Source organism: Streptomyces sp. Wb2n-11 (genome assembly GCF_001049855.1).
GTDB classification, from domain to species: Bacteria; Actinomycetota; Actinomycetes; order Streptomycetales; family Streptomycetaceae; genus Streptomyces; species Streptomyces altiplanensis.
The window spans coordinates 4,633,408-4,658,919 of sequence record NZ_CVPB01000001.1; the positions used below are offsets into that span (position 1 = coordinate 4,633,408).

At 71.2% G+C, this 25,512-nt stretch carries 19 protein-coding genes and 1 pseudogene; 3 read left to right on the forward strand and 17 right to left on the reverse strand.

The genetic code is table 11. From position 1 onward, the window contains the following. Positions 1–9 precede the first annotated feature (9 nt). The 3 genes from BN1555_RS21040 to BN1555_RS21050 all read right to left on the reverse strand — a co-directional run bounded on the left by BN1555_RS21040 (position 10) and on the right by BN1555_RS21050 (position 5,654). A complete protein-coding gene (locus BN1555_RS21040; RefSeq protein ID WP_093800830.1) occupies positions 10–1,038 on the reverse strand; it encodes an aspartate-semialdehyde dehydrogenase in 1,029 nt (342 codons plus the stop codon). 163 nt (positions 1,039–1,201) lie between these two features. Beyond that, positions 1,202–2,206, reverse strand: a complete 1,005-nt coding sequence (locus BN1555_RS21045; protein WP_093800831.1) for a TerD family protein — start codon at positions 2,204–2,206, stop codon at positions 1,202–1,204. A gap of 154 nt (positions 2,207–2,360) precedes the next feature. Further along, positions 2,361–5,654, reverse strand: a complete 3,294-nt coding sequence (locus tag BN1555_RS21050) for a S8 family serine peptidase (protein WP_093800832.1) — start codon at positions 5,652–5,654, stop codon at positions 2,361–2,363. A gap of 212 nt (positions 5,655–5,866) precedes the next feature. On the opposite strand from BN1555_RS21050, the gene BN1555_RS21055 reads away from it, so the two are divergent. Both BN1555_RS21055 and BN1555_RS21060 read left to right on the forward strand, forming a co-directional pair. After that, positions 5,867–6,325, forward strand: coding sequence for an NUDIX hydrolase (locus BN1555_RS21055; RefSeq protein WP_093800833.1), 459 nt, complete (start codon positions 5,867–5,869; stop codon positions 6,323–6,325). A gap of 209 nt (positions 6,326–6,534) precedes the next feature. Beyond that, on the forward strand, positions 6,535–8,280 hold the full coding sequence (locus tag BN1555_RS21060; protein ID WP_093800834.1) for a TIGR03767 family metallophosphoesterase: 1,746 nt from the start codon (positions 6,535–6,537) through the stop codon (positions 8,278–8,280). Positions 8,281–8,307: 27 nt separating this feature from the next. Here BN1555_RS21060 and BN1555_RS21065 read toward each other — a convergent pair whose 3' ends face one another. After that, complete coding sequence (locus BN1555_RS21065) at positions 8,308–9,384, reverse strand: hypothetical protein (protein WP_093800835.1); 1,077 nt, start codon at positions 9,382–9,384, stop codon at positions 8,308–8,310. Positions 9,385–9,546: 162 nt separating this feature from the next. Beyond that, entirely contained in the window at positions 9,547–12,129 is a 2,583-nt protein-coding gene (pepN, locus tag BN1555_RS21070; RefSeq protein WP_093800836.1) for an aminopeptidase N, read from the reverse strand. Between the two features lie 134 nt (positions 12,130–12,263). Here pepN and BN1555_RS21075 point away from each other — a divergent pair, with 134 nt between their 5' ends. Beyond that, positions 12,264–12,902, forward strand: coding sequence for a mycothiol-dependent nitroreductase Rv2466c family protein (locus tag BN1555_RS21075; RefSeq protein WP_093800837.1), 639 nt, complete (start codon positions 12,264–12,266; stop codon positions 12,900–12,902). Between the two features lie 143 nt (positions 12,903–13,045). Here BN1555_RS21075 and BN1555_RS21080 read toward each other — a convergent pair whose 3' ends face one another. The 12 genes and pseudogenes from BN1555_RS21080 to BN1555_RS21130 form a co-directional block, all read right to left on the reverse strand. Further along, positions 13,046–13,687 carry a superoxide dismutase gene (locus BN1555_RS21080; protein ID WP_093800838.1) on the reverse strand — a complete coding sequence of 214 codons (642 nt, stop codon included), beginning with the start codon at positions 13,685–13,687 and terminating at the stop codon, positions 13,046–13,048. 72 nt (positions 13,688–13,759) lie between these two features. Next, entirely contained in the window at positions 13,760–14,848 is a 1,089-nt protein-coding gene (locus BN1555_RS21085) for a glycerophosphodiester phosphodiesterase family protein (protein WP_093800839.1), read from the reverse strand. Between the two features lie 157 nt (positions 14,849–15,005). After that, entirely contained in the window at positions 15,006–16,061 is a 1,056-nt protein-coding gene (locus BN1555_RS21090) for an NAD(P)-dependent oxidoreductase (protein WP_093800840.1), read from the reverse strand. Further along, positions 16,058–17,140, reverse strand: a complete 1,083-nt coding sequence (locus BN1555_RS21095; protein WP_093800841.1) for an ABC transporter ATP-binding protein — start codon at positions 17,138–17,140, stop codon at positions 16,058–16,060. Before BN1555_RS21095 ends, BN1555_RS21090 begins: the two co-directional genes overlap by 4 nt. Next, entirely contained in the window at positions 17,133–17,690 is a 558-nt protein-coding gene (locus tag BN1555_RS21100; protein WP_093800842.1) for a DeoR/GlpR family DNA-binding transcription regulator, read from the reverse strand. The genes BN1555_RS21095 and BN1555_RS21100 overlap by 8 nt, the downstream gene beginning before the upstream one ends. Beyond that, entirely contained in the window at positions 17,687–18,340 is a 654-nt protein-coding gene (locus BN1555_RS40470; protein ID WP_255306445.1) for a TOBE domain-containing protein, read from the reverse strand. Before BN1555_RS40470 ends, BN1555_RS21100 begins: the two co-directional genes overlap by 4 nt. A gap of 21 nt (positions 18,341–18,361) precedes the next feature. Continuing rightward, positions 18,362–18,792 (reverse strand): annotated as a pseudogene (locus BN1555_RS40480) (ATP-binding cassette domain-containing protein); the annotation flags it as partial. Beyond that, positions 18,792–19,622, reverse strand: coding sequence for a carbohydrate ABC transporter permease (locus tag BN1555_RS21110; RefSeq protein ID WP_093800843.1), 831 nt, complete (start codon positions 19,620–19,622; stop codon positions 18,792–18,794). The pseudogene BN1555_RS40480 and the gene BN1555_RS21110, both read right to left, overlap by 1 nt. Further along, positions 19,619–20,578, reverse strand: a complete 960-nt coding sequence (locus tag BN1555_RS21115) for a carbohydrate ABC transporter permease (RefSeq protein ID WP_093800844.1) — start codon at positions 20,576–20,578, stop codon at positions 19,619–19,621. The genes BN1555_RS21110 and BN1555_RS21115 overlap by 4 nt, the downstream gene beginning before the upstream one ends. Before the next feature lie 7 nt (positions 20,579–20,585). Then, positions 20,586–22,004: an ABC transporter substrate-binding protein gene (locus BN1555_RS21120; RefSeq protein WP_255306115.1), complete on the reverse strand. Its 1,419-nt coding sequence runs from the start codon at positions 22,002–22,004 to the stop codon at positions 20,586–20,588. 377 nt (positions 22,005–22,381) lie between these two features. Then, positions 22,382–23,836, reverse strand: a complete 1,455-nt coding sequence (locus tag BN1555_RS21125) for an amino acid permease (protein WP_093800846.1) — start codon at positions 23,834–23,836, stop codon at positions 22,382–22,384. A 118-nt stretch (positions 23,837–23,954) separates the two neighbouring features. Then, entirely contained in the window at positions 23,955–25,328 is a 1,374-nt protein-coding gene (locus tag BN1555_RS21130) for an amino acid permease (RefSeq protein ID WP_093800847.1), read from the reverse strand. Between the last annotated feature and the right edge of the window lie 184 nt (positions 25,329–25,512).

Genomic DNA, 25,512 nt, shown 5'->3' on the forward strand with positions numbered 1-25,512 from the left:
CGGAGAGGATCAGGCCTTGAGCTCGGCCGCGACCAGCTCGGCGATCTGCACGGCGTTGAGCGCCGCGCCCTTGCGGAGGTTGTCGCCGGAGAGGAAGAGCGCCAGGCCGTTCTCGGCGGTCTCGTCGCGGCGGATGCGGCCGACGTACGAGACGTCCTGGCCGGCGGCCTGGAGCGGGGTCGGGATCTCGGACAGGGCGACGCCCGGGGCCCCGGCGAGCAGCTCGGTCGCGCGCTCGACGCTCAGCGGGCGCTCGAAGCGGACGTTGACCTGGAGCGAGTGGCCGGAGAAGACGGGGACGCGCACGCAGGTGCCGGAGACCTTGAGCTCCGGGATCTCCAGGATCTTGCGGGACTCGTTGCGGAGCTTCTGCTCCTCGTCGGTCTCGAAGGAGCCGTCGTCGACGATCGAGCCGGCCAGCGGCAGCACGTTGTAGGCGATGGGGCGCTTGTAGACGCCGGGCTCGGGGAAGTCCACGGCGTCGCCGCTGTGGGTCAGCTCGGCGGCGTGGTCCACGACCTTCTTGATCTGGCCGTCGAGCTCGGCGACACCGGCCAGGCCCGAGCCGGACACGGCCTGGTAGGTGGTGGCGACCATCGCGGTCAGGCCGGCCTCGGCGTGCAGCGGCTTGAGGACGGGCATCGCGGCCATCGTGGTGCAGTTCGGGTTCGCGATGATGCCCTTGGGGCGGTTCGCCACCGCGTGCGGGTTGACCTCGGAGACGACCAGCGGCACCTCGGGGTCGCGGCGCCAGGCGGAGGAGTTGTCGATCACGACGGCGCCCTGCGAGGCGACCTTCCCGGCCAGCGCCTTGGAGGTCGCGCCACCGGCGGAGAAGAGCACGATGTCCAGGCCGGAGTAGTCGGCCGTCGACGCGTCCTCGACGGTGATGTCCCTGCCCTGCCACTCGATCGTGGAGCCCGCGGAACGGGCGGAGGCGAAGAGGCGCAGCTCGTCGGCCGGGAATTCGCGCTCGGCCAGAATCCTGCGCATGACTGTGCCGACCTGACCGGTGGCTCCGACGATTCCGACCCTCACGGGGACTCCTTCGTACGTACGAACGTGGTGCGAACGTGGCGCTGGGCGCTTGACCTGGTGCTGTCCATAATGCGTATGTCCTGGGCCGCCTTGTCCAATCCATTGTCCGGCCCCTGGACCGGGTGACCGTTCTCACGGCCGTCGTGCCCCCGTCACACGGCCGTCACCGGATCTCCAGGCTCCACGCGCCACCGGTCCTGATCTGCAGAAAACCGGTGGGGAACGTGTGCAGCCCGGGGGCGGTGGTGATCCGCCGCACCGGCTCCAGACGCTCGCCGAGCGCCCAGACGACGGGCAGGTCCAGGGCGCCCTTGGGCTCGTGTGTGAGCATCATCCCGCTTTCGGACCCGGTGTGGCGTACGACGGTGTAGCCCTGCCCGGAGACCCGGCCCCCGGCCGCCCGGTCGAGGACCCGGGGGGCGCGGCCGTCGTCGGGTCGAGCTGCCGGCCGGTCGCCCCGGACGCGGTGACCAGGACGTAGCAGTGGCCCGCCTCCGTCACCCACAGCGGGCCGGTGACCGGCCGGCGCCGGCCCTGGGTGTCGGCGGAGGTCACCGTCTTGCCGTGGGCCTGGACGGTAGGAGAGCGGGTCGTCGTCGGACGTGGTGCGGCGCAGGCCCAGCAGCGAGGGCGGCCCGTCGTAGCGGAGGACCGCGCTGCCGAAGTCGGTCGCGAGCCCGGCGAGCCCGGACGCGTACCCCTGCCCGACCGCGCGGAACTTCCAGCCGCCGCCGCGCCGGTAGAACTCCCCGATGACGAAGGCCGTCTCGGTCGTCGCGTCGTTCACCGCGTAGAGCGCGACCGGCGCCCCGCCGCCGGTGAGCACCTGGACGTACAGCCCCGGTACGGAGCCGAAGACCCCGCCGTCGCAGGAGCCGGCTATCACCACCCGCTGCACCTCGGGCCCCAGGCGTGGCAGATCGGCCTCCAGCCACTCGGCGAGCTGCCCGTTGCCCTCGTCGGTGCCCAAGTGCCGCACGGTGCCCGACGGATGGTGCGGCTGGTTGTAGAAGACCAGGTCGGCGTCGCCGCGTACCTTGCCGTTCGCGTCCAGCAGGAGGGCCGACGCGTCCACGGTCGGGGCTCCGGCGACGTTCTGACGGCAGACGGCCACGCGGAGAAGTTCGCTGGGCACAGGAATGTTGGCACCCTTGGTGATGTGCGTCATGGGGCCATCGTGGCAGTGAAGGCGGTGCGTAGCCGATGTGAAGCCGGCGTGTGGTTCGCGTTCTTGGGGACGGAAGCCACCGGGGAACGCGGAGGGGCGGGCACCCGCACGGGCGCCCGCCCCTCCTCCGTGACCGACGTTCGGACGAACGGTGTTACGGAGTGACCTTCTCGATCTGGGCGCTGCCGGAGCCCGCGACCGTGCCGCGCGCGTTCACCAGCTGCACCTCGCCGAAGAAGCGCCGGCCCTCGGGGGCCGCGCCGGCCACCACGACCTCGGCCTTCACCTGCGCCGAAGCGCCGTTGGCCAGCTTCACGACCTGTGCGTCGTCGACCTCGACCTGGCCGAGCGACGGCGCGAAGTACACGTCGCGGTAGTCGTACTCGGTGCCGGCGGCGCCGACCGCGTAACCGTCCACCTCGATGGTGTAAGTACCGGCCGCGGGCTTGACGAGGCTGACCGCCTCCTCCGAGTCGCCGTCCGCGGCCTGGCCGACCTGGACACCGTCCCTCTTGACCGTGAGGTCGAGGTCGGCGGTGGCGTCGGAGACTCCGCCGATGGCGACGTCGAAGCGCTCGACGCCCTCACCGATGGTGACCGTGGTGGTCTGCTTCTCGCCCTTCTTGATGCTCGGGCGCGCGTCCTTCGAGGAGCCGAGCGGGCCGCCCTTCAGCTTGCCGTCCAGCGTGGCGAAGCCGTTGGTGGCCTTCCACTCGACCGGGGCCGGAGTGCCGGCCTTGGCCTCGGGGATGGTCTGCACGGCCGGGTCGAAGGTGGCGCCGAGCACCGACACGTCCAGCGTGTACGGGTTGTCGAGCAGCGGCGACGTACGGCGCGACTCGACCTCGATCTCCCACACGCCGGCCTGCGGGTCCGTGTACGAACGCAGGTCCGGACGGCAGGTGTTGGCCGGGTTCGTGTAGTTCGGGTAGCAGACGATCGACGACGTGGAGTCGACCGGGACGCCGTACGGGTGGATCGCGATGAACCGGGTCTGGCTGCCCTTCGCGAGACCGCCCAGCGCGACCTCCAGGGACTTCGCGCCCTCGGGGACGTTGATGAAGTACGACGTGCTGCTGTTGCGCTGCACCGAGCCGGAGCCCGAGAACGCGTAGGCGGGCTTCACCAGGTCCTCGGCCACGACCACGGTCGCGAGGATCTGCTTGTCGACGCCCTCGGTGCGCTCGTCGTCGGCCTCCAGGACGGCGCTGTGCACACCGGCGGAGCCGGGCCGGGCCTGCACCTTGACGGTGACCGGCTTGTTCAGCGGCAGGTCGATCTCGTCGTCGCCCAGCAGGCGGAACGTGCCGTCGTTGTACTTCCAGTCCAGCTCGTGCTCGATCGCGCGGTCCGGGCCGCTCGTACGCGTGATGGTCACGTCGTACGTCTTCTTCTGCCCGGCCTTCAGGCCGCCCTCGCGGTCGTAGAGACCGGTGCCGAAGCCCGGCGTCTTGAGCGCGTAGTCGATCGCGGTGTCCACCGGGGCCCTGACCGCGTAGTCGTGCGCGGTCGCGCCGTCCTCGATCGCCTCCCAGGCGTCCACGATGTCGATCAGGCCGGAGCCCTGCTCGTGTGCCTGCGTGCCCTTGATCCGGTCGGCGGTGCTGGTCAGCGCGGTGCGCAGCTCGACCGGGGTCAGGTCGATCTTCTTCTGCTTCGCGGCCGAGAGCAGCAGCGCGCTCGCGCCCGCCGCCTGCGGCGAGGCCATCGAGGTGCCCTGGAGCATCGAGTAGCCGGCCGGGAGCTTGTAGCCGGCCTCGGCGACCGGGCCGCCGGGCGCCCAGGTCTGGGTGGTGTTGATGGACGCGCCGGGCGCGGAGATGGTCGGCGTGAAGCCGCCGTCCTCGCGCGGACCGCGCGAGGAGAACGGCATCATGGCGTACTTCTTCTCCACGACCGAGCCGTAGTTGGCGGCCCAGGTCTCCTTGGAGATGGACGCGCCGACCGAGACGACCTTGTCGGCCAGCGACGGGTCGCCGATGGTGTTGGTGCCGGGGCCGCTGTTGCCGGCCGAGACGACCAGCTGCACGCCGTACGTGTCGATGAGGCGCGTGTAGAGCTGGGCGCGCGCGTTGTTGCCGTCGTTCAGCGCGGGCAGGCCGCCGATCGACATGTTGACGATGTCGACACCGCGCTTGGTGACGAGGTCGATCATGCCCTCGGTGAGCGCGACGTTGGTGCAGCCGCCGCTCCAGGTGCAGGCGCGCGAGGAGACCAGCTTGGCGCCGGGGGCGGCGCCGTCCATCCGGCCGCCGAAGAGGCTGTTGGCGGCGGTGATGCCGGCGACGTGCGTGCCGTGCGAGCCCTCGATGACACCGATGTTGACGTAGTCGGACTTCGCGCCCGCCGCGTTGACGACGACGTCCTTGCGGATCTCGGCGACGAACGGGATCTGCTCGACGACCTCGGTCGCCGGGTCGTCCTTGCCGAAGTACCGGACCTGGTGCTTGTCCTTGTACGGCTTCATCGCCTCTTCGTCGCCGAAGTCGGCGTCGTCGTCGAGGTCGACGCGGACCGTGCCGGCGGCGGCGTCGTACAGCACGCCCCACACGTCGGTGGTGTCACCGTCGCGGTTCAGGTCGCCCGCCATGTCGCCGCCCTTGGTGGCGGCCTCGGCGAAGGTGCGGAACATGTACGAGCCGGCCGGGGCCGAGTACGTGCGGCTGCCGGCGGTGAACACCGGGCCGGTCACGGCACCGTTCATCCGCAGCCAGGTGCCGTCGCCGTCCGCGACCGGGTCGGTGGCCGTCACCCAGTCGACGATCTTGCGCTCGCCGGTGGTGGTCTTCTGGAGCGCCGGGTGGCCGAGGTCGACACCCGAGTCGAGGATGCCGATGGTGACCCCGCGGCCGTCGGCCTTCGGGTGGTCCTCCACGAACTCCACGGCGCCCGTCTCGAAGGACGGGTTGTACGGGTTCTTCGCGGGCGTCCGCTTTCCGGGGCCGGGGTACGTGCCCTCGGCGGCGGCCTCCGCGCCCTTGCCGCGGTCGGCCGCGGGCGTCGGGTCGTCCAGCAGGATCTCCTGCTTGAGGTCGATGCCGTGGACGGAGGAGAGCTTGGCGGCGGCCGTGATGGCCGCGTCCGCCTTGCCGGTGGGCAGGGTGGCCCGTACGTAACCGAGCTTGTCGTCCGTACGGCCGACCACGCCGCCCTCCACGGCGTCGAGCTGGCGCGCGACCTGCTCGGTGGAGCCGGGCGTGGTGGCGACCATCAGCGTGACGCTCTTCGTGCCGTCGGCCTCCGCCTCCGCGAGCAGCTGGGCGTCGGCGGAACCGAGCTTCGCGGCGGCGGACTTGGGCGCGGGCGCCGTGGTCCGGGGATCGTCGGAGCCGGCCGCCAGGGCGGGTACCGGCGCGGCCGCACACAGCGCCGCGACCAGGCCCGCGGCGAGCGCTATGCGGGCCGCGGATCTGGCCCCGGGTATGGAGCCGGATGATTCGAGGGTCATGGGCTTCCCTGTATGTGAAAGAAGGAGTCCGGAATACGGTGCCGGATGACCGCTCAGCCTCGCCTAAGAGATGGTCGTTTGGGGAGAGTTGTCGGGGGCGGAATTCCGTCGTGGCACACATCCGCCACCGCGCGGTATGCGCCACCGGGGCCGAACCGCCAGATATCGGGCGCCCCGTTCCGCGCCGCATAACAACCCCGTAACCTCGGCCAATGAACCGAGAGCTCAGGGTGGCGGCCTACGCCGTGTGTGTACGGGACGAACAGGTGCTCCTGGCCCGCTGGGTGGCGCCCGACGGCGCGAAGCGGTGGACGCTGCCCGGCGGCGGCATGGACCACGGCGAGGACCCGTACGACACGGTGATCCGTGAGGTGGAGGAGGAGACCGGCTACGTGTGCGAACCGGTCCGGCTGCTCGGCGTGGACTCCGTCACCCGCCGCTATCCGCGCAGGCTCGGCACGTTCGCGGACTTCCAGGGCCTGCGGATCGTGTACGAGGGCCGGATCACCGGCGGTGAACTCCGCCACGAGACGGCCGGATCCACCGACCTCGCGGCCTGGCACCCGCTGGACGAGGTGGCCCGCCTCGACCACGTCGAGCTCGTCGACACCGGCATGGAGCTGTGGCGTACGAAACCGGCCGTGGGCCGCGCCGCCTTCCCCGGCAGGTGAACGGGGAGTGAGCGCGGCCGCTCCGTCCGGGGAGGACATGATGGCGTTTTGCGGTGATCCGCAGGGGCAGTGATCCCTGACCGGCGATCGGCGCCGACCGTTGCGGAGCAGTTAACGCGCAGGTCATTCCGGATGCCAACGATCCAGTGGGGCAAGGGGGTTCCACCCCGGGCCCGGCCGATGTGATCGCACCCCGGGGAGACCGCGCCATGTCACGCCTACGCTCCGCAGCCGAAGCCGCCCTCGACCGCCGCAGGTTCCTCGCCGTGACCGGGGCGGCCGGTGTTTCCGCCGGCCTCGGCCTCGTGCTCCGCCCGGAGGACGGTGTCCGGGCCGTGGCCGCCGGTGTTCCGGATCCGGCCGGCGCCCCCGCCGCTCCCGCCCCGCACGCGGCGTCGCCGAGCGCGGCCCCCGCCGCCGCCCCCGTCGCCGCTCCGGCCTGGGCCGCCACCACGCTGGGTACGGTCGCCACACCGCGCGGCCCCGCCCCCGGCTCCGGCTACCGGCGGCTCGGCGCGGGCCCCGGCTGGAAGCGCGTCGTGCGGACCCCGCTCGCCGCCGCCCGCCCGGGGCGCGAGGACCGGCGCACCGCCCTCGCCTCCTTCGTGCAGCTCACCGACCTCCACCTCACCGACGTACAGCACCCGGTCCGCACCGAATACCTGCGCGTCCGGGCGGCCGGCGCCTGGCGTCCGCAGGAAGCCCTCACCGTGCACGGCGCGGTCGCGCTCGTGGAGCGGGTCAACGCCCTGCGCGGCGGGCCCGTGACCGGGGCGGACCTCGGCTTCGTGATGACGACCGGCGACAACACCGACAACAACAACAAGGCCGAACTCGACTGGTTCCTGCGCACCATGAGCGGCGGCCGCATCACCCCCGACACCGGCGAACCGGGCCGCTACGAAGGCGTCCAGGACTCCGGCCTGCCCCTCTACTGGCACCCGGACGCCGCCCTGCGCGACGCCGACAAGCAGCGCGGCTTCCCCCGCGTCGAGGGCTACCTCGCCGCCGCACTGCGTCCCGTCAACAGCCCGGGTCTGCGCGTCCCCTGGTACTCCACCGTCGGCAACCACGACGACCTGCCCAGCGGCTGCTTCGCCAACGGCAACGCCTCCGGGTTCCTCGCCGACTTCGCCGTCGGCGGCCGCAAGCTGCTCTCCCTCCCGGTGTCCGACGCGAACGCGCTCGAAGCCGTACTGAAGAAGGGCGACGACCCGCGCGGCAGTCACTTCACCGACCTCCTGCGCCGCGAGACCCGGCGGATGCGCCGCATCACCCCCGATCCGGCCCGCGCCCCCTTCACGCCCCGCGAGTACGTCGAGGCGCACCTCGACCCGGCGTACGCCGGCGCGGGACCGGCCGGGCACGGCTACACCCGCGAGAACGCCGGCACCGGGAACCTGTACTACTCGTTCCGCATCTCCGACGGCGTGCTCGGCATCAGCCTCGACACGACCGACCGGGGCGGCCACTTCGCCGGCTCGATCGGCGCGGCCCAGCTGGGCTGGCTGAGGCGGACGCTCGCCGCCCACCAGGACGACCACGTCATCGTCTTCAGCCACCACAACAGCTGGACGTTCGACGACGGCGGCGGCGACAGGATCCTCGCGCTCCTCAAGAACAGCCGCAACGTCGTCGCCTGGATCAACGGACACAGCCACCGCAACGCGATTCTCGCGCACGACACGTTCTGGGAGGTCTCCACCGCCTCGCACGTCGAGTTCCCCCAGCTCGCCCGGGTCGTCGAACTGACCGACAACCACGACGGCACGCTCTCCCTCTTCACCACGCTGATCGAGTCCGCCGCCCCGCACCGCACGGACTACACCGACCTCTCCCAGACGGGCCTGGCGGCCCTCTACCGCGAACTCTCCCTCAACGCGCCGGGCGCCCGGCAGAACCTCGCGGGTCCTGCGGACGCCCGGAACACGGAACTCCTGCTGAAGAAGCGCTGACACGGCCCGGAGGAGTACCGGCACCGCTCAGCGCGGCAGCGCGACGACATAAGCGGCCGGATCCCGGTCGGCCGACGCCATCAGGGCGGTCCGCACGACAGTCGCCTGCTGCTCCGGCGACTCCCGCAGCTTCTTCGGCGTGAGGTGCACGACGGTGATGCCGAGCCGCTCCAGGTGCTCGCGCTTGCGGGCGCACTCCGTCCATTCCCCGAGCTCACGGCTCCGGTCGGACAGGGGAGACCCCGTCGCGTTCCCGTCCTGCCGGGGCGACCGGGTGTCCAGCTCCACGGCCACCGCCTGGTCGGGCCAGTAGATGTCGACGCCGCCGAGGTGGGGGCCGCCGGGCAGCCGCAGGTCGACGTTCCAGAGCGGGTCGGGCAGCCCGTGGTCGCGGACCATCGCGTACAGCCGGTTCTCGGCGACGGCCCGCCCCTCGGCGAGCAGCGAGTCGACGGCGTCGACGACGTACGGCCTGGACAGCAGCCGCGCGAGCGTCAGCTCCCTGACCACCGCCGAGGGTTCGCAGTGGAATCCGCGCACGGCCTCGGTGAGCAGCTGCCGTACGGCGTCGGCGTCACTGAGGTGCGCGACGGTGTCCGCGAGGGCGCGGGCGACGGGAGCGACGGGCACGCCGCCGATCCGCTGGGCCCGGGGCATCGTGTGGACCCGGACCAGGCGCGCACACCCGGTGGACCGCAGCCGCCTCGTGCGCGGCACCAGTACGTCGATCCGGTCGAGGGAGGACAGCGGGGGAGCGGCACGGAAGTGGTGCAGGGCGAGCGCGGCCGGCCCGGTGACCATGACGTCGCCGTACGGGTCCGTCCCGTCCTCCGCCCTGGCCTGCGCCGGCACCGCCGCGTCCGCGGGCGGCCGCCCCGCGTACAGCAGCGTGGCGTGCAGCCGCTCCTCGCCGGAGGGCGGGCCGGGGTGCAGGACGAAGACGCCGGGCAGGATCTGCTGCCAGGGAGCGCCGGGCCGGCACTGCGCGGCGGCCTTGGCGGCGGACACGCCGCGCGTACGCAGCTGCGCGGCGGACAGCACGCGCTGCTGGGCGTCGGCGAGGTGGGCGAGAGGGCGGCGGGAGACCGGGGTGTTGTGGTTCATGTCCCGGGGTTTCCCGCCCGCACCCCACCCGCTAACCGCTGTTACACACCCGTCGACAATCCGGGACAACTCCGCACTAAAGTACGGCCGTTCGATTGCCGAAACCCTACCCGCCGGACGGGGCGGGGACCCTGGCCCCCACCGCGTCCGGCGACGGGGTCCTCACACCGCCGAGGCCCGGTCGCACACCTGTCCCCGCAGCGCCCGCGCCAGGTCGTCCCGCGCCTCCAGCACCAGCCGCCGCAGCGCCGGCGCCGCGTCCTCGTGAGCGGCCAGCCACGCGTCCGTCGCGTCCAGCGTGCGCCGGTCGCCCTGGAGCGCCGGGAACAGCCCCGACACCACGTCCATCCCGATCTGGATCGACCGCTCGGCCCACACCCGCTCGATCGCGGCGAAGTACTTCTCGGCGTACGGGGCGGTCAGCTCCCGCTGCCCGGGCTGCATGAAGCCGTCGATCGTGGCCACGACCAGCGCGTTCGACAGCGCGTCGGACTCCACCACCGCCGCCCACGCCTGCGCCTTGACCGCGGCCGAGGGGCGCGACGCGAGGCACCGCACCTGGTGGCGCTTGCCCGACGCCGTGTCGTCCCGCGCCAGCTCCGCGTCGATCGCCTTCTCGTCCGCCGCGCCGTGCGAGGCGAGCGGACCGAGGAAGGTCCAGCGCAGTTCCTGGTCCACCTCCAGGCCGTCGATCCTGGCCGTGCCCTCCAGCAGCCCCCGGAGCAGCTGGAAGTCCGCGTCCCGGCAGGCCGTCGCCGCGAAGAACCGCGCCCACGTCAGCTGGTGCTCACTGCCGGGCTCCGCGATCCGCAGCTCCCGCAGCGCGCCCTCCGCGAGGAGCCGCCCACCCTCCTCCCGCCACTCGGGCGCCGCGTAGTGCGTCAGCGCGGACCGCGTCCACGCGTGCAGCATCTGGAGCACCCCGATGTCGCTCTCGCGCCCCGCGAACCTCAGCACCAGGTCCACGAAGTCCCGTGCCGGGAGCAGCGCGTCCCGCGTCAGATTCCACAGCGCGGACCAGCACAGCGCCCGCGCCAGCGGGTCGCTCACGTCGTCGAGGTGCGCGCGCAGCGTGGCGAGCGACTCCGGGTCGAAGCGGATCTTGCAGTACGTCAGGTCGTCGTCGTTGACGAGTACCAGGTCCGGCTTCTCGCTGCCGACGAGCTCCGCCACGACCGTGCGCGAGCCGGCGACGTCCACCTCGGCGCGGGCGTACCGCACGAGCGTCCCGCCGGCCTCCTCGCGCCGGTACAGGCCCACGGCCACCCGGTGCGGACGCAGTTCCGCATGGGGCCCGGACCCCTCCTGGAGCACCGCCAGCTCGGTGATCCGCCCGGACGAGCCGTACGTGACCTGCGGGGTGAGCGAGTTGACCCCGGCGGTCTGGAGCCACGCCCGCGACCAGCTCGCGAGGTCCCGCCCGGACGTCTCCTCCAGTACTGCCAGCAGGTCCTCCAGCCGGGTGTTCCCGTACGCGTGGCGCTTGAAGTACCGCCGGGCGCCCTCCATGAAGGCGTCCTTGCCGACGTACGCGACGAGCTGCTTCAGGACGGAGGCGCCCTTGGCGTACGTGATCCCGTCGAAGTTGAGCTTCGCGTCCTCCAGGTCACGGATGTCGGCCGTGACCGGATGCGTCGAGGGCAGCTGGTCGGCCCGGTACGCCCATGACTTGCGGTTGTTGGCGAAGGTGATCCACCCGTTGGTGAAGCGCGTCGCCTCGACCATCGAGTACGACCCCATGAAGTCGGCGAAGGACTCCTTCAGCCACAGGTCGTCCCACCACCGCATGGTGACGAGGTCGCCGAACCACATGTGCGCCATCTCGTGCAGGATGACGTTGGCCCGCCGCTCGTACGACGCCCGGGTGACCTTCCCGCGGAAGACGTACTCCTCGCGGAAGGTCACGCAGCCCGGGTTCTCCATGGCGCCGATGTTGTACTCGGGTACGAAGGCCTGGTCGTACTTCCCGAAGGGGTACGGGTAGTCGAAGTTGTCGTGGAAGAAGTCGAGCCCCTGCTTGGTGACCGTGAAGATGTCGTCCGCGTCGAAGTGCCGGGCGAGTCCCCTGCGGCACATGGCGCCGAGCGGGATCTCGATCTCGGTGCCGTCGCCGAGCGTGCGCCGGTACAGATCGCTCTCGTAGTGGTACGGACCGGCGACGACGGCGGTGATGTAGGTCGAGATCGGCCTGGTCCCGGCGAACCGCCAGACCCCGTCGTCCGTCACCTCGCCCACGCCGTTGCTCCACACGGTCCATCCGTCGGGAGCGGTCACCTCGAACCGGAACGGTGCCTTCAGGTCCGGCTGTTCGAAGTTGGCGAAGACGCGCCGCGCGTCGGCCGGCTCGTACTGCGTGTAGAGGTAGACCTCGCCGTCCTCAGGGTCGACGAAGCGGTGCATGCCCTCGCCCGTGCGGCTGTACGCGCACTGGGCGTCCACGACCAGGACGTTCTCCTCCCGCAGCCCTGCCAGCGCGACCCGCGTCCCGTCGAAGACGGCCGCCGGGTCCAGCGCCTCGCCGTTCAGTGTGACCGCCGTCACCGACGGCGCGAGCAGGTCGGCGAAGGTGTCCGCGCCGGGGCGCGCGCAACGGAAGCGGACGGTGGTCACCGAGCGGAACGTGCGCGGTCCCTCCCCGCCTTCCCCGACCGCGGACCGCAGGTCGAGGGCCACTTCGTACCCGTCGACGGACAGCAGTTCGGCCCGCTCGCGGGCCTCGTCGCGGGACAGATTCTCACCGGGCACGGGCACTCCTTCGTGTCTCGTTCGAACATGCCGATACTCCCATGCGGCACGGGCGCCGCACGCGCGGGAATGTCTCCGGCGACCAGCGGTGTTGCCACCGTCGAGGTGCGACCGCTTCGTCGATGAGGAGAGACATGTCCGAGAACGGCAGGACCACCGCCGACTTCTGGTTCGACCCGCTGTGTCCCTGGGCCTGGATGACGTCCCGGTGGATGCTGGAGGTCCAGAAAGTCCGTGATGTGGAGGTTCGCTGGCACGTCATGAGCCTGGCCGTGCTGAACGAGGACAAGCTCGACGAACTGCCCGAGCAGTACCGCGAGCTGCTCGGTCCCAGGGGCTGGCGCCCGGTACGGGTGGTGACGGCGGCCCGGGAGCTGCACGGGGACAAGGTGGTCGGCGACCTGTACACCGCGCTCGGCACCCGCTTCCACAACAAGGGCGAGGGCGCGACCCTGGAGGCGATGGCCGGCGCGCTGGCCGAGGTGGATCTCCCGGCGGACCTGATCGAGTACGCCGACAAGGACACGTACGACGCCGAGGTGCGCGCCTCCCACAAGGCGGGCATCGACAAGGTGGGCCAGGAGGTCGGCACCCCGGTCATCTCGGTCCCCGGCGCGGACGGCGAGGAGGTCGCCTTCTTCGGCCCGGTGGTCACCCCGGCGCCGAAGGGCGAAGAGGCGGCGCGCCTGTGGGACGGCACGCTGATGGTGGCGTCGATCCCCGGCTTCTACGAGATCAAGCGCACGCGTACGCAGGGTCCGGTCTTCGACTGACGGCGGCGCTCTTCGGGCCTGTCGCCCACCTGTGCATGAAAACAGCCGGCCCCCGCGAGTCACGTCCTCGCGGGGGCCGGCCGTTTCATCCGCCTGCAGGTGAAAGGTGAGAAGACGATCACGAGCAGGACGCCTCTGCGTGCTTACGGCGCGAGCAGCAGGTTGTTCGCGCGCTCCTTGGCGGCGGTGTAACGCTTCGCCACGTCCTGCCAGTTGACGACCTTCCACATCGCCTCGATGAAGTCCACCTTCTGGTTCTTGTACTGAAGGTAGAAGGCGTGCTCCCAGGCGTCGAAGACCAGGATCGGCACCGACCCCTGACCGACGTTGCCCTGGTGGTCGTAGATCTGCTCGACGATCAGACGGCCGCTGACCGGCTCGTACGCGAGCACTCCCCAGCCCGAACCCTGGGTCGTGGCGGACGCCTTGGTCAGCTGGGCCCTGAACTTGGCGAAGGAGCCGAAGGACTCGGCGATCGCGTCCGCGAGCTCACCGACGCCGTCCTTCTCCAGCGGCTCGCCGCCGCCGTCGCCGGTCATGTTGTGCCAGTAGATGGAGTGCAGGATGTGGCCGGAGAGGTGGAACGCGAGGTTCTTCTCCAGGCCGTTGATCGTTCCCCAGGACTCCTTGTCGCGCGCCTCTTCGAGCTGCTCCAGGGTGTCGTTGGCGCCCTTCACGTAGGCCGCGTGGTGCTTGTCGTGGTGCAGCTCGATGATCTGCGGATTGATGACAGGCTCGAGCGCCGCGTAGTCGTACGGAAGTTCAGGAAGTGTGTACATGGCCATGTCCGAGCCCTCCGACTGCTTATTGCGACTGATATGCAAGTGCAGATTAGCAGCAGGAGGGCGCGGGGATGATCAGGACCGGGTCGTCCGTCGGTCCTGGGACCCGGCGGCGTCCCTCGCCAGGACCGCGAGATCCGGGAAGTCGGTCACGACCGCGTCGACGCCGAGCCCGTAGTGCAGCGCGTACTCCGCGAAGGCGTCCCCGAAGTCGTCGGGCGCGGTGCCGCGGCGGAATCCGGCGGGCAGGAACTGGTTCTCGCTGCGGAAGGTGTACGCCCCGACCTTCAGCCCCGCGGCGTGCGCGTCCGCGAGCAGCGGCGACGGCGCCACCACCGACGACTTGTCCGGGCCGATCCAGGCGGCGTACTCCGCGATCTGCCGCAGACCGGCCGGCGTCATCATCTCCCTGTACGTCGCCGGGTGGCCGTACGGGCCGCCGTTCCCCGTCCCCAGCGCCTGCCACAGCGGCAGGCGCAGCCGTGCCTCCGCGATCCGGATCAGGCTCGACGGCTCGAAGGACTGGACGACGCACTCGTGGGCACCGAGCCGGTTGCGCCGGATCACGCGGACGAGCTCCGGTTCGAGGGGCAGGCCGATCGAACGGAAGTAGGTGGGGTGCTTCGTCTCCGGGAACACGGTGACCGTCCGCCCGTACCGCTTCGACAGCTTCCTCGCCAGATCCACGACCTCCTGGAAGGTCAGGACCTCCAGGCGGCCGTCGAAGACGGTGTTCCTGTTCCTGACCAGCGGCAGGCGCTCGACGGCGCGCAGGGTTTTCAGCTCGGCGAGCGTGAAGTCCTCCGTGAACCACCCGGTGACGGACCGGCCGTCCACGGTCTTCGTCGTACGCCGCGACGCGAACTCCGGGTGTGCCGCGACGTCCGTCGTCCCGGAGATCTCGTTCTCGTGCCGTACGACGAGGACATGGTCCTTGGTCGGTACGAGGTCGGGCTCGATCCAGTCGGCGCCGGTCTGGACGGCGTGCGTGTACGACGCGGCGGTGTGCTCGGGGCGCCAGCCGGCGGCGCCGCGGTGTCCGATGACGACGGGACCCTTGCGCGGGCGCGGCTCGGCGGCGGAGGCACTCGCCGCGGGCATCGCGGCGACGGCGGAGGCGGCGCCGGCGAGCAGTACGGAGCGGCGTCTCGGCTGTGCGGACATGGAAGTCTCCCTGACAAGAGCGGACACGGAGGAGGGGGGCGGCGACTGCACGATAGGTCGCGGCATATCGTTCCGGGGCCGCGTACGACGCCCTTTCACGCAGTGGCCGGAGCCCGTCCACGTGGGATTCACCCGGTGCCCGGCCCCGCCCCACGACTCACGGTGCCGGGAGGGGACGTGTCGGGGCGCTCCCGCGGAGCACCGAACACCACCACCCCGAAGCAGAACCCGGTGCCCGGACGTTCGGCACCCGAGGAGACGCCCCGGCACGGCACCGCCCCCGAAGCCCCCGCACCCGCCGCCCCCGGCCGCCTCCGGAGCGCCGCGCCGCCGGCCGCCCCCGGCCGCCCCCGGCCAAGAGGCTCACCCCCGCGCCGAGCGCGCACGCGGGCAGGTCGTACGGGCCGTCCGCGATCCGCGTGCCCGGCGGCAGGCCGGGGCCGCGCGTCTCGCCGACCGCGACCGGGTCGGCGACCGGGGCCGGCAGGCCCGGTTCGCGGGCGCCGATCAGGCCGCGCGTCCCGTCGGTCAGGCGCGCGTGCAGGGTGACGACGCGCGAACGGGACAGCAGCGCGTCGAGCGAGGCGGCCCGCACGCCGTGCACATCACCGCGCACGTACGGGTCGTACACCTCCACCTCCGCACCGAACGCGCTCAGCACCCGTGCGACCCGGCTGCCGACCGCGTCGTAGCCGATCAGTCCGACCCGCGTGTCCTCCAGTTCGAAGCCGCAGCGTTTGTACGTGCGGTACGAGCCGTCCCAGACGCCCTGCCGGGCCAGCGAGTCGTGCGCCTGCGGGAGGCGGCGCATCGCGGCCGGCATCATCGCGACCGTGAACTCGGCGGTGGCGGCCGCGTTGCGGCCCGGCGCGAAGCACACCCGCACCCCGCGCGCCCGCGCCGCCTCCACGTTGACGTTGACCGGGCCGCCGCGGCGGACGGCGACGAGCCGCGGGGCGGGGGAGGCCTCCAGCACCCGCTCCGTGAACGGCGCCATCTGGGTCACGCACACCTCGACGTCCCGCAACGCCTCGATCAGCGCCTCCTCGCAGTCGCCGGCCTCGTCGACCCCGGCGACCCTGCCGAAGGGTTCGAGCGGCCAGGGGAGGGCGAGTTCGGTCAGCTCGAAGGGGGACGCGGTGACGGCGGCCTCCAGGGCGTCGCAGATCAGCGAGTTGAGGACGAAGTGGTCACCGGCTGCCAGGATCTTCATCGCAGGGCCTCTCCCGTCTCGGCGTCGAAGACATGCGTGAGCCGCGGGTCCGCGCTCACCCGTACGGTCTCGCCCCGGTCGAGGCGCACCTCGGGACCGGTCTGCACGACGAGGGGCTCGGCCACCCCGTCGAGCGCGAGCGTGGCGATGCCCGCCTCCAGAAGCGGTTCGTGGGCGTTGACCCTCGCCCGCAGGGCCGCCGCGTCCTCGCCCGCGAGCCGCAGATCCTCCGGCCTGACGCCCAGCACCACTTCCCGGCCCGCCGCCAGGCGCACGGGAACGGTCAGCCGCACACCCTCCGAGAGGCGTACGCACCCGTCGGACTCGGCCACCCCGGGCAGCAGGTTGACCGCGGGCTCGCCGACGAAGTCGGCCACGAAGAGGTTCGCCGGACTGTCGTAGATCTCGTACGGCGTGCCGAGCTGCTGGATGACGCCGTCCTTCATCACGGCGATCCGGTCGGCGAGTGACAGCGCCTCCTCCTGGTCGTGCGTGACCAGGATGGTGGTGTGCCCCAAGTCCTTCTGGATGCGCTTGAGTTCGCGGCGGGTCGTGTCGCGCTGCGCCGCGTCCAGGTGCGAGAGGGGCTCGTCGAGCAGGAGTACGTCCGGCTCGCGGATCAGGGCCCGCGCCAGCGCCACCCGCTGCTTCTGGCCGCTGGAGAGTCCGCCCGGCCGCGCGTCGAGCAGCTCCGTCAGGCCGATCCGCTCGGCCATGCCCCGTACCCGCGCGGTCACTTCCCCGCGGGGCCTGCGGCGCGCCGCGAGCCCGAACCCGAGGTTCTCGGCGACGGTGAGCGGCGGATAGAGCGCGTAGTTCTCGAAGGCGACCCCGATGTTGCGCCGCTGGGCGGGGACCTTCACCACCGAGCCGCCGCCGACGAGGATGTCCCCGCCGGTCACCGTCTCCAGGCCCGCGATCATCCGCAGCGTGGTGGACTTGCCGCAGCCGGAGGGGCCGAGCAGGCCCAGCAGTTCACCGGAGCGCAGCTCCAGGCCGATGCCGCGTACGGCCTCCACCGGGGGCCGGCCCCGGGTCGCGTAGGTCTTGCGCAGCTCGCGCAGCACCAGTTCAGTCATCGCCCGGCCCTCCCGCCGCCGTCGGGCACACCTCGTACGGGACCTCGTGCTCGTCGAGGTCGCGCAGCAACCGGTCCGACGTCCCGTCGTCGACCAGCACCAGGTCGAAGCGGGAGAGCGGGGCGAGCCGGTGGAGCGCGACGCGGCCGAGCTCGGAGTGGTCGAGCAGCAGCACGTTCTTCGCGACGGAGCCGGAGCCGAGCCGGCGCGCTATCTCCAGGGTGGAGGTCGAGTCGTCGAGCATCACCGCCATGCCGGGCTCGATGAGCTTCAGCGCGTACTCGGCGACGGCGGCCTTCTCCGCGCGCATCGCCTTGAGCCGGTACGCGACGTTCGACTCGAAGACACCGGACGGCTGGGCGGTGACCCCGCCCCTGAACTTCCTCACCAGGCCCTGCCGCTCGAGCTCGTCGAGGTCCCGGTGGATGGTCATCAGACTGACGTCGAAGCGATCGGCCAGCTCGGCGGCGGTCGCCGAGCCCGCCGCGAGCACCTGCTCGGCGATGGCGGCCTGGCGGGGCGCGGGGCCGCGCTGCGGACCGTCGCTCATCCGGTGACCCTCCGCCCCGGTTCGCCGCCGGCACCGTCCGCCTCGAACAGCAGCAGGCCCTCCGGCCGTACGGTCAGCCTCACCGGAGCGTCGGGCCGCAGCCCGGCGGCGTCCGCGCGCGGCGCGACCAGCGACAGGTGCTGCCCGCCGAGCCGTACGGTGACCTCGGTGGCGCGGCCCAGGACCTCGGTGATGTAGACGGTGCCGGTGAGCTCGACGGGACCGGACCCGAGCGAGAGGTCGCGCGGCCTGACGCCGATCTGCACAGGGGCGCCGGGTGCGGCGGACCGTACCGCGAGCGGGCCCAGCGGAATCTCGAAGAAGCGGTCCGCCGACAGGAAGGTGCCGTGGCCGGTGACGGTCCCCGGCAGCAGGTTGATGCGGGGCCTGCCGAAGGAGCGGGCGACGAAGGTGTCGTACGGCTGGTGCCAGATCTCCTCGCGGGTGCCCGTCTGGACGATCCGGCCCTCCCTGATCACCCCGATGCGGTCGCCGAGCGCCAGCGCCTCCACCGAGTCGTGCGTGACGTACAGGGTGGTGGTGCGCCGGACCGCGCCGATCGCCTTCAGTTCGGCGCGCATCGCCTGGCGGAGCTTGGCGTCGAGGTGGGACAGCGGCTCGTCGAGGAGGAACGCGCGGGCCGGGCGCACCAGGACGCGGCCGAGCGCGACGCGCTGGCGCTGGCCGTTGGACAGCCGGCCGACCGGGCGGTCCAGCAGCGCACCGATGCCGAGCAGGTCGGCGACCGCGCCGATCCGCTCGTGCGCCTCGGCGGCCGGCAGCCTGTGACGGGGGAGCGGAGCGGGGAGGCGAGGTTGTCGTACGCGCTGCGGTGCGGGTAGAGGGCGTACGACTCGAAGCACATCGCGACGCCCCGGTCGTACGGCTCGACGCCCGTCATGTCGGCGCCGTCGAGCGAGACCGTGCCCGACTGGGGCTCCTCCAGCCCCGCGACGGTCTTGAGCGTCGTGGTCTTGCCCGCGCCGGACGGCCCGAGCAGGCAGAAGAACTCCCCTTCCCCGACGTCGAGGTCGAGGCCGTCGAGCGCGGTGTTCCTGCCGTACGACTTGCGGATGCCGCGCAGCGAGATCGCGGAGCTCATCAGGACTTCACCGCCCCGAAGGAGAGCCCGCGCACCAGGTACCGCTGGATGGTGAGCGCGAGGAGCAGCGGCGGGACCACCGACACCAGCGCCGCCGCGGCCGTCAGGTTGTACTTGGGCCGGTCGCCGCCGAGGAAGGACAGCGCGCCGACCGTCACCGTCTGGGCCTCGGACGACGTCAGGATGAGCGGGAAGACGAAGTTGTTCCAGGCGAAGATGAAGGCGAGCAGCGAGACGGCGGCGATGCCCGGCCTGACCAGCGGCAGCGCGACCTTGAAGAAGGCCTGTTTCCTCGTGTAGCCGTCGAGCAGCGCGGCCTGTTCCAGCTCGGGGGAGAGGTCGGAGAAGTACGAGCGCATGATCCAGACGATCAGCGGCAGCGTGACGAGCTGGAGCACCCAGACCATGCCGACGTAACTGTCGAAGAGCCCGAGCTTCTGGTAGAGCACGAACAGCGGGATGATCACGGTGAGTTCGGGCGCGAACCGGAAGGACAGCAGCGTGAACATCAGGTTCTCCGAGCCCCGGAACCGCCACCGGGCGGCGGCGTAGGCGGCGGGCAGCCCGATCACCAGCGACAGTCCGACCGCCCCCAGCGACACCACCAGGCTGTTGACGAAGAACCGCAGGAACGGCACGCCCTCGTCGCTCCCCGCCCCGAGCACCGTCCTGTACGAGTCGAGGGTGGGCGTGAAGGAGAAGTACGTACTGAACAGGTCGTTCGCCGGCTTCAGCGACAGGACGATCATCCAGGCGACCGGGAAGAGCGCGAAGACGAAGTAGAGGATCAGCGCCCCGTCGGCGGCGACGGCAAGCAGCCTGCGCTTCACTTCGGCACCTCCGCCGCCCGGTTCTGGACCTTTCCGAGGTAGCGCACCAGCACCATCGTGACCAGGTAGACCACCGCCCACAGCACGATCATGTAGCTGATCCCGAACGAGTACCGCTGGAAGCGGATCGCCTCCAGGTACGCCCGGATCTGGAGCACCACGGTCGAGTCGCCGGGCCCGCCCTCGGTCAGGGCGTAGATGATGTCGAAGACCTTCAGCGAGTCCATGAACCGGAAGATCACCGCCACCAGGACGTACGGCCACAGCATCGGCAGCGTCAGCTTCCGGAACGTGAACCACCAGCCGGCCCCGTCCACCGCCGCCGCCTCGAAGGGCGACGCGGGCAGCGACCGCAGCCCCGCCAGCGCCAGGATCGCCACGAACGGCGTGTGGACCCACACGTCCACCGCGATCGACGACAGCAGCGCGCCGGCCGGGGTGTCCGTCCACTGCACCCCACCCATGCCGAAGGGTTCCAGCAGGTGGTTGATGACGCCGACACTCGGCTGGAGCATCAGCTTCCACATGATCGCGGCGATCACGGGCGCGATCATCAGCGGCAGGATGAGGACCTTCTCCAGTACGCGCCCGACCCGCGTCGAGCGGTGCAGCAGCAGCGCCACCCCCACCCCGAGCACCGTCTCGACGGCCGCCGCCCCCACCGCGTACAGCACCGTCACCCGGGCCGATTCCCAGAACGACGACTCGGTGAAGATGCGCCGGTAGTTCTCCAGCCCGACCATGTCCGGCTGCGGCTTGCTCGCCGCGAAGTCGAAGACCGTGTAGTACAGCCCGAGCCCGAAGGGGTAGAGGATCCCGCCGGTGAGCAGCAGAGCGGGCGCGATCAGCAGGTACGGCCGCAGCCCGCGCCGCAGGCGCGGAACGGCACGCGCCGGCGGTCCGCCTCTCCCGGGTGGGGCCGCCCCGTGGCCGGTCCCGGCGAGGGACGGGGACATCGAGCCGTCACCCGACCTTCGAAGCCAGGTCGCCCGCCAGGCCGTTCAGCACCGACGTGGCGTTCTTGCCGCCGTAGATCTCCTGGAGCGCAGCCGCCCAGCTCGTCGTCGCGTCGAAGAACTGCTCCTGCGGCGTGAACTGGATCTTCGTCTGGTCCACGACCGTCTCGAAGGTCTCGATGAAGCCCTCGATCCCCTTCATCTTGTCCTTGTACGCCCCGTCCCGGCTGACGGACCTCCGCACCGGGTCGATGTGGTTGCCCTCGACCGCCGCCTTGCGCAGGTGCTCCTTGCCGGTCGCCCACTGGAGGAACAGCCACGCCGCGTGCTTGTTCCCGCTCCTGGCGTTCATGCCGAGCGACCAGATCCACATGTTCGTGGCGAGCGACCCGTCCGGCCCCTTCGGCCCCGGGTGGAAGGCGATCTTCCCGGAGGCCGGGGAAGCCCCCTCCACCGCCTGGAAATAGGCCGCCGTATCGGCGTCGAAGAGCATCCCGGCCTTCTGCGCGCCGAGGTCGCTGGAGCACTGGTACCAGGTGTACGACGTCCAGGACGGCGGCCCGCCCTTCTTGACCATCTCCGCCCAGTCCCGGGTGAAGGCGACGGCCTCGGGGCTGTTCATGGCGGGTGTGATCCTCCCGCCGTCGACCGTGAAGTCCTTGAGCCCGTACCGCGAGTACATCGTCATGAAGCCGGGGTGGATCGTCGCCCAGCTCCGCGACCCGCGCACCGCGACGCCGTACATCCCGTCGAATCCGGCCCCCGGCGCCCTGCGCTCGATGGCGCCGGACATCTCGCGCAGCTCGTCGAAGGTCTCGGCGGGCCTGAGCCCCAGCTTCTTGAAGACCTCGGTGTTGTACGCGACGACGTTCGTCTCCCAGCCCCACGGCAGCGCGTACTGCCCGCCCTGCCCGAGCGGCGCACCCGCCTTCAGCGACCACTGGCCGGCCTGGAGCAGATTCGGGAAGAAGTCACCCTGGTCCCACTCGGCGCCGGTGGCCGACGAGTTGCCCATCCACGGCCCGAGGTCCTCCAGCCATCCCGGCGGCCCGTACTGCCAGACCATGTACGCGCCCAGCATGAAGACGTCGTACGAGGCGCGGCCGCTGGACAGGTCCACCGTCAGCTTGTCGAAGTAGTTGTCCTCCGGGAAGACGTCGTACTCGACCTCGATGCCGGTCTTCTCGGTGAAGGACTTCAGATCGGCGATCAGCGCGTCGGTGTACGGGTGCTTGTTCAGCAGCGCCTTGACCGTCCTGCCCTCGGCCTTCTTCCAGTCGAAGGAGCCGGTGACGTCGTCGGCCGCCGACCCGCCGTCCTTGCGCTCCTCGTTGCCGCCGAAGCCCGCTCCGCAGGCGCTCAGCAGGGGAGTGGCGGATGCGGCCGCCGTGAGGGCGAGGAACCGCCGTCGGTCAGGTACCCGCATGCCCATCACGACCTCCGCCAACACGTGCAGTCGATTGGTTAACAGAGCTTGGAACAGCGGTAGTTGGGCGTCAATCCCCCGCGCAACGGAAAAACACGGTGCACGGTGTGAACTTCACAGGCGGCGCCGATGTCCGCGGGAGGGCCGTGTGCGGTCCGGCGACGGCAGGGCACGGCCGGGTGCCGGCCCCGGTACGCGGGGCGTCCGGGCGGTGGCCGTGGCCACCCGCGGACACCTGCCGGGCAGCCGCCGGCGGCGCGGCGCACGCCCTGGCCCGTACGCGGTGCGGACGCGAAGGACCCCCCGGCCGTGACGGCCGGGGGGTCCGGTGCGCTGACACGGACGTCCGTGCGTAACGCTCGTACGTATCGCTTCGCTCAGTCTTCCTTGCCCGCGCCGGCCGCCGCGTCCGCGCCGGCCGCCGACTTGCGGACCTGCTGGAGCGCGTAACCGACGACGGCGAGGGAGAGCGTCAGGCCGCCGCTCCAGTACAGCTGGAGCCGGGTGTCCTCCTCGCGGGCCATCAGGACGAAGACCGCCGCCATGCCAGCGAGCGCGACCCAGGTCAGCGCCGGGTAGAGCCACATCTTCACGACGAGCTTCTCCGGCGCCTCGCGCTCGGTGCGGCGGCGCAGCAGCAGCTGCGAGACGGCGATGAAGATCCAGACGACCAGGATCAGCGCGCCGATCATGTTGAGCAGCCACTGGAAGATGTCGTTGGGCCGCCAGTAGCTGAGCAGCACGCACACGAAGCCGAACACGGAGGAGACCAGCACGGCGATGCGCGGCACACCGCCGAAGACCGCGCCGAGGACCTTCGGGCCCTGACGGCGGGAGACCAGCGAGCAGGCCATGCGGGAGGCGCCGTAGATGTTGGCGTTCATCGCCGAGAGCAGGGCGATCAGCACGACGACGTTCATGATCTGACCGGCGGCGGGGATGCCCAGGTGGTCCAGGGTCGCGACGTACGGACCCTTCGCCACCACCTCCTTGTCGTTCCACGGCACCAGCGTGACGATGACCGCCATCGAGCCGATGTAGAAGACCGCGATGCGCCACATCGCCGTACGCACGGCCTTCGCGACGCCCTGGACGGGGTGCTCGGACTCGGCCGCGGCGATGGTGACCGTCTCCAGGCCGCCGTACGCGAAGACCGAGGCCAGCAGGCCGACGATCAGGCCCTCGGAGCCGTTCGGCATGAACCCGCCGATGCCCGTGAGGTTTCCGGCGCCGGGGGAGGGGGTGTCGGAGCCGGGCAGGAGGCCGAGGATCGCCAGGACGCCGATGCCCAGGAACACGACGATCGCGCCGACCTTCAGCGCCGCGAACCAGAACTCGAACTCGCCGAAGTTCTTCACGGCCGCCAGGTTCGTGCAGCAGAACACCAGCATGAAGAGGGCGACCCAGGCCCACTCGGGCGTGCCCGGGAACCACCCCACCATGATCTTCGCGGCGCCGATGCCTTCGAGGCCGACGGCCACGCAGAGCAGGAACCAGAACGCCCAGCCCGCGGTGAAGCCGGCCCACGGGCCGATCGCCCGCTCCGCGTGCACGGAGAACGAGCCGGAGGCCGGGTTGGCGGCCGACATCTCGCCGAGCATGCGCATCACGAGCATCACCAGGAGCCCGGATATCGCGTAGGCGACGATGATGGAGGGGCCGGCGGCGGCGATGCCCGCGCCCGAACCGACGAAGAGCCCCGCGCCGATGACGCCGCCGAGGGCGATCATCGACAGATGGCGTTGCTTGAGTCCGTGCGTGAGCGGTGAGTCGACCTTGTTGTCGACGGAGCCGACATCCTCGACGGGCGTCGGCGCGGGAGACCGGGACATGGGCGGACCCTGTTCAGTAGCTGAGACGGGGAAACAGACGCCACAGTCTGAGTACGCGCACCGCTCACAGGGAACACTTGACCGCTATACGGACACGATGCTCACACAACGTGAACGCTCATGCACGTCTTGCACGCAATTCCCTCACCATTGCCACCAGCAGCACCGCACCGGTCGCACCGGCCGACCACAGCAGCTGCGGCCGCGCCGCGTCGTCGGTGAGCATCAGCACCAGGACGCCGCCGAGCCCGGCCAGCGTGATCCAGGTGAGCCAGGGAAAGCCCCACATCCTCAGCGTCAGCAGCTCGGGGGCCTCCCGCTCGATGCGGCGGCGCAGGCGCAACTGCGAGGCGGCGACGAGCCCCCACACGAACAGCAGCACCGCGCCGACGGCGTTCAGCATGTACAGGAAGACCGTTTCGGGCCACAGGAGATTGAGGAGTACGGAGACGAACCCGAAGGCGACCGACGCCAGCACGGCCCGGCGCGGCACCCCGCCACCGGCTCCGCCCGACACCTTGAGCAGGCCCTTCGGCGCCTCGCCGCGCTCCGCGAGCGAGAACACCATCCGCGAGGACCCGTACAGATTGGCGCTGAGCGCGGACAGCAGCGCCACGAACACCACGATGTTCATGACCTGCCCGGCGGACGGAACGCCGATCGCGTCGAGCACGGTGACGTACGGGCTGAGCCCCGCCTGCTGCGCGCTCCAGGGCAGCACGGTGACGATGACCAGCATCGACCCGACGTAGAAGAAGAGGATCCGCCACACGGCGGCGCGCACCGCGCGGGCGACGTTGTGGGCCGGATCCTCGGTCTCGGCGGCGGCGATGGTGACGACCTCCAGCCCGCCGAAGGCGAAGACGACCGTCAGCACGCCCGACACGACGCCCTCCCACCCGTTCGGCAGGAACCCGCCCTGCCCGGTGAGATTGCCGAGCCCCACCGGCTCCGTGTCCGGCAGCACCCCGAAGACGGCCAGCAGCCCGAGCCCGAGGAACAGGACGATGGCGCCGACCTTGAGCGCGGCGAACCAGAACTCGAACTCCCCGAAGTTCTTCACGGCGGCGAGGTTGGCGCAGGTGAACACCACCATGAAGATCAGCACCCACGCCCACTGCGCGATGCCCGGCACCCAGCCGTTCGCGATCCGCGCCGCGGCCGTCGCCTCCACCGCCAGCACCACGACCAGCAGGAACCAGTACAGCCACCCCACGCTGAACCCGGCCCAGCGCCCCAGCGCCCGCTCCGCGTGCACCGAGAACGACCCGGACGCGGGCATCGCGGCGGACATCTCGCCGAGCATCCGCATCACCAGCATCGCGAGCGCGCCCGCGATCAGGTACGAGACGACGATGCCGGGGCCGGCGACCGCGATCCCGGCGCCCGAACCCACGAACAGTCCTGCGCCGATCACCCCGCCGAGGCCGAGCATGGTCAGGTGGCGCTGCTTGAGCCCGTGGGCGAGGGGCTCGGCCTGATCGTCGTGCATGTTGCTCGCAGCTCTGGGAACGTTCGGTGGACCGTTTGGCAAGAACCTACAGTCTCCCCGAGTCCGTCACTTCTCGGCAAAGGGGCCCCCGGCTCCCGGACCTCAGTGACGCGCATCACGCGCATACAGGGTTGCCGCCCGCCCTTTGTCCGAACTCCACCAAGCGATCAACCCCCGCTTTGTC

Coding starts and splice junctions, on each gene's coding strand:
- BN1555_RS21130 (WP_093800847.1), bottom strand. CDS start 25,328: ATGCACGACGATCAGGCCGAGCCCCTCGCCCACGGGCTCAAGCAGCGC.
- BN1555_RS21075 (WP_093800837.1), top strand. CDS start 12,264: ATGTCCGAGAACGGCAGGACCACCGCCGACTTCTGGTTCGACCCGCTG.
- BN1555_RS21065 (WP_093800835.1), bottom strand. CDS start 9,384: ATGAACCACAACACCCCGGTCTCCCGCCGCCCTCTCGCCCACCTCGCC.
- BN1555_RS21095 (WP_093800841.1), bottom strand. CDS start 17,140: ATGACTGAACTGGTGCTGCGCGAGCTGCGCAAGACCTACGCGACCCGG.
- BN1555_RS21050 (WP_093800832.1), bottom strand. CDS start 5,654: ATGACCCTCGAATCATCCGGCTCCATACCCGGGGCCAGATCCGCGGCC.
- BN1555_RS21080 (WP_093800838.1), bottom strand. CDS start 13,687: ATGGCCATGTACACACTTCCTGAACTTCCGTACGACTACGCGGCGCTC.
- BN1555_RS21100 (WP_093800842.1), bottom strand. CDS start 17,690: ATGAGCGACGGTCCGCAGCGCGGCCCCGCGCCCCGCCAGGCCGCCATC.
- BN1555_RS21125 (WP_093800846.1), bottom strand. CDS start 23,836: ATGTCCCGGTCTCCCGCGCCGACGCCCGTCGAGGATGTCGGCTCCGTC.
- BN1555_RS21055 (WP_093800833.1), top strand. CDS start 5,867: ATGAACCGAGAGCTCAGGGTGGCGGCCTACGCCGTGTGTGTACGGGAC.
- BN1555_RS21085 (WP_093800839.1), bottom strand. CDS start 14,848: ATGTCCGCACAGCCGAGACGCCGCTCCGTACTGCTCGCCGGCGCCGCC.
- BN1555_RS21045 (WP_093800831.1), bottom strand. CDS start 2,206: ATGACGCACATCACCAAGGGTGCCAACATTCCTGTGCCCAGCGAACTT.
- BN1555_RS21120 (WP_255306115.1), bottom strand. CDS start 22,004: ATGCGGGTACCTGACCGACGGCGGTTCCTCGCCCTCACGGCGGCCGCA.
- BN1555_RS21115 (WP_093800844.1), bottom strand. CDS start 20,578: ATGTCCCCGTCCCTCGCCGGGACCGGCCACGGGGCGGCCCCACCCGGG.
- BN1555_RS21090 (WP_093800840.1), bottom strand. CDS start 16,061: ATGAAGATCCTGGCAGCCGGTGACCACTTCGTCCTCAACTCGCTGATC.
- BN1555_RS21060 (WP_093800834.1), top strand. CDS start 6,535: ATGTCACGCCTACGCTCCGCAGCCGAAGCCGCCCTCGACCGCCGCAGG.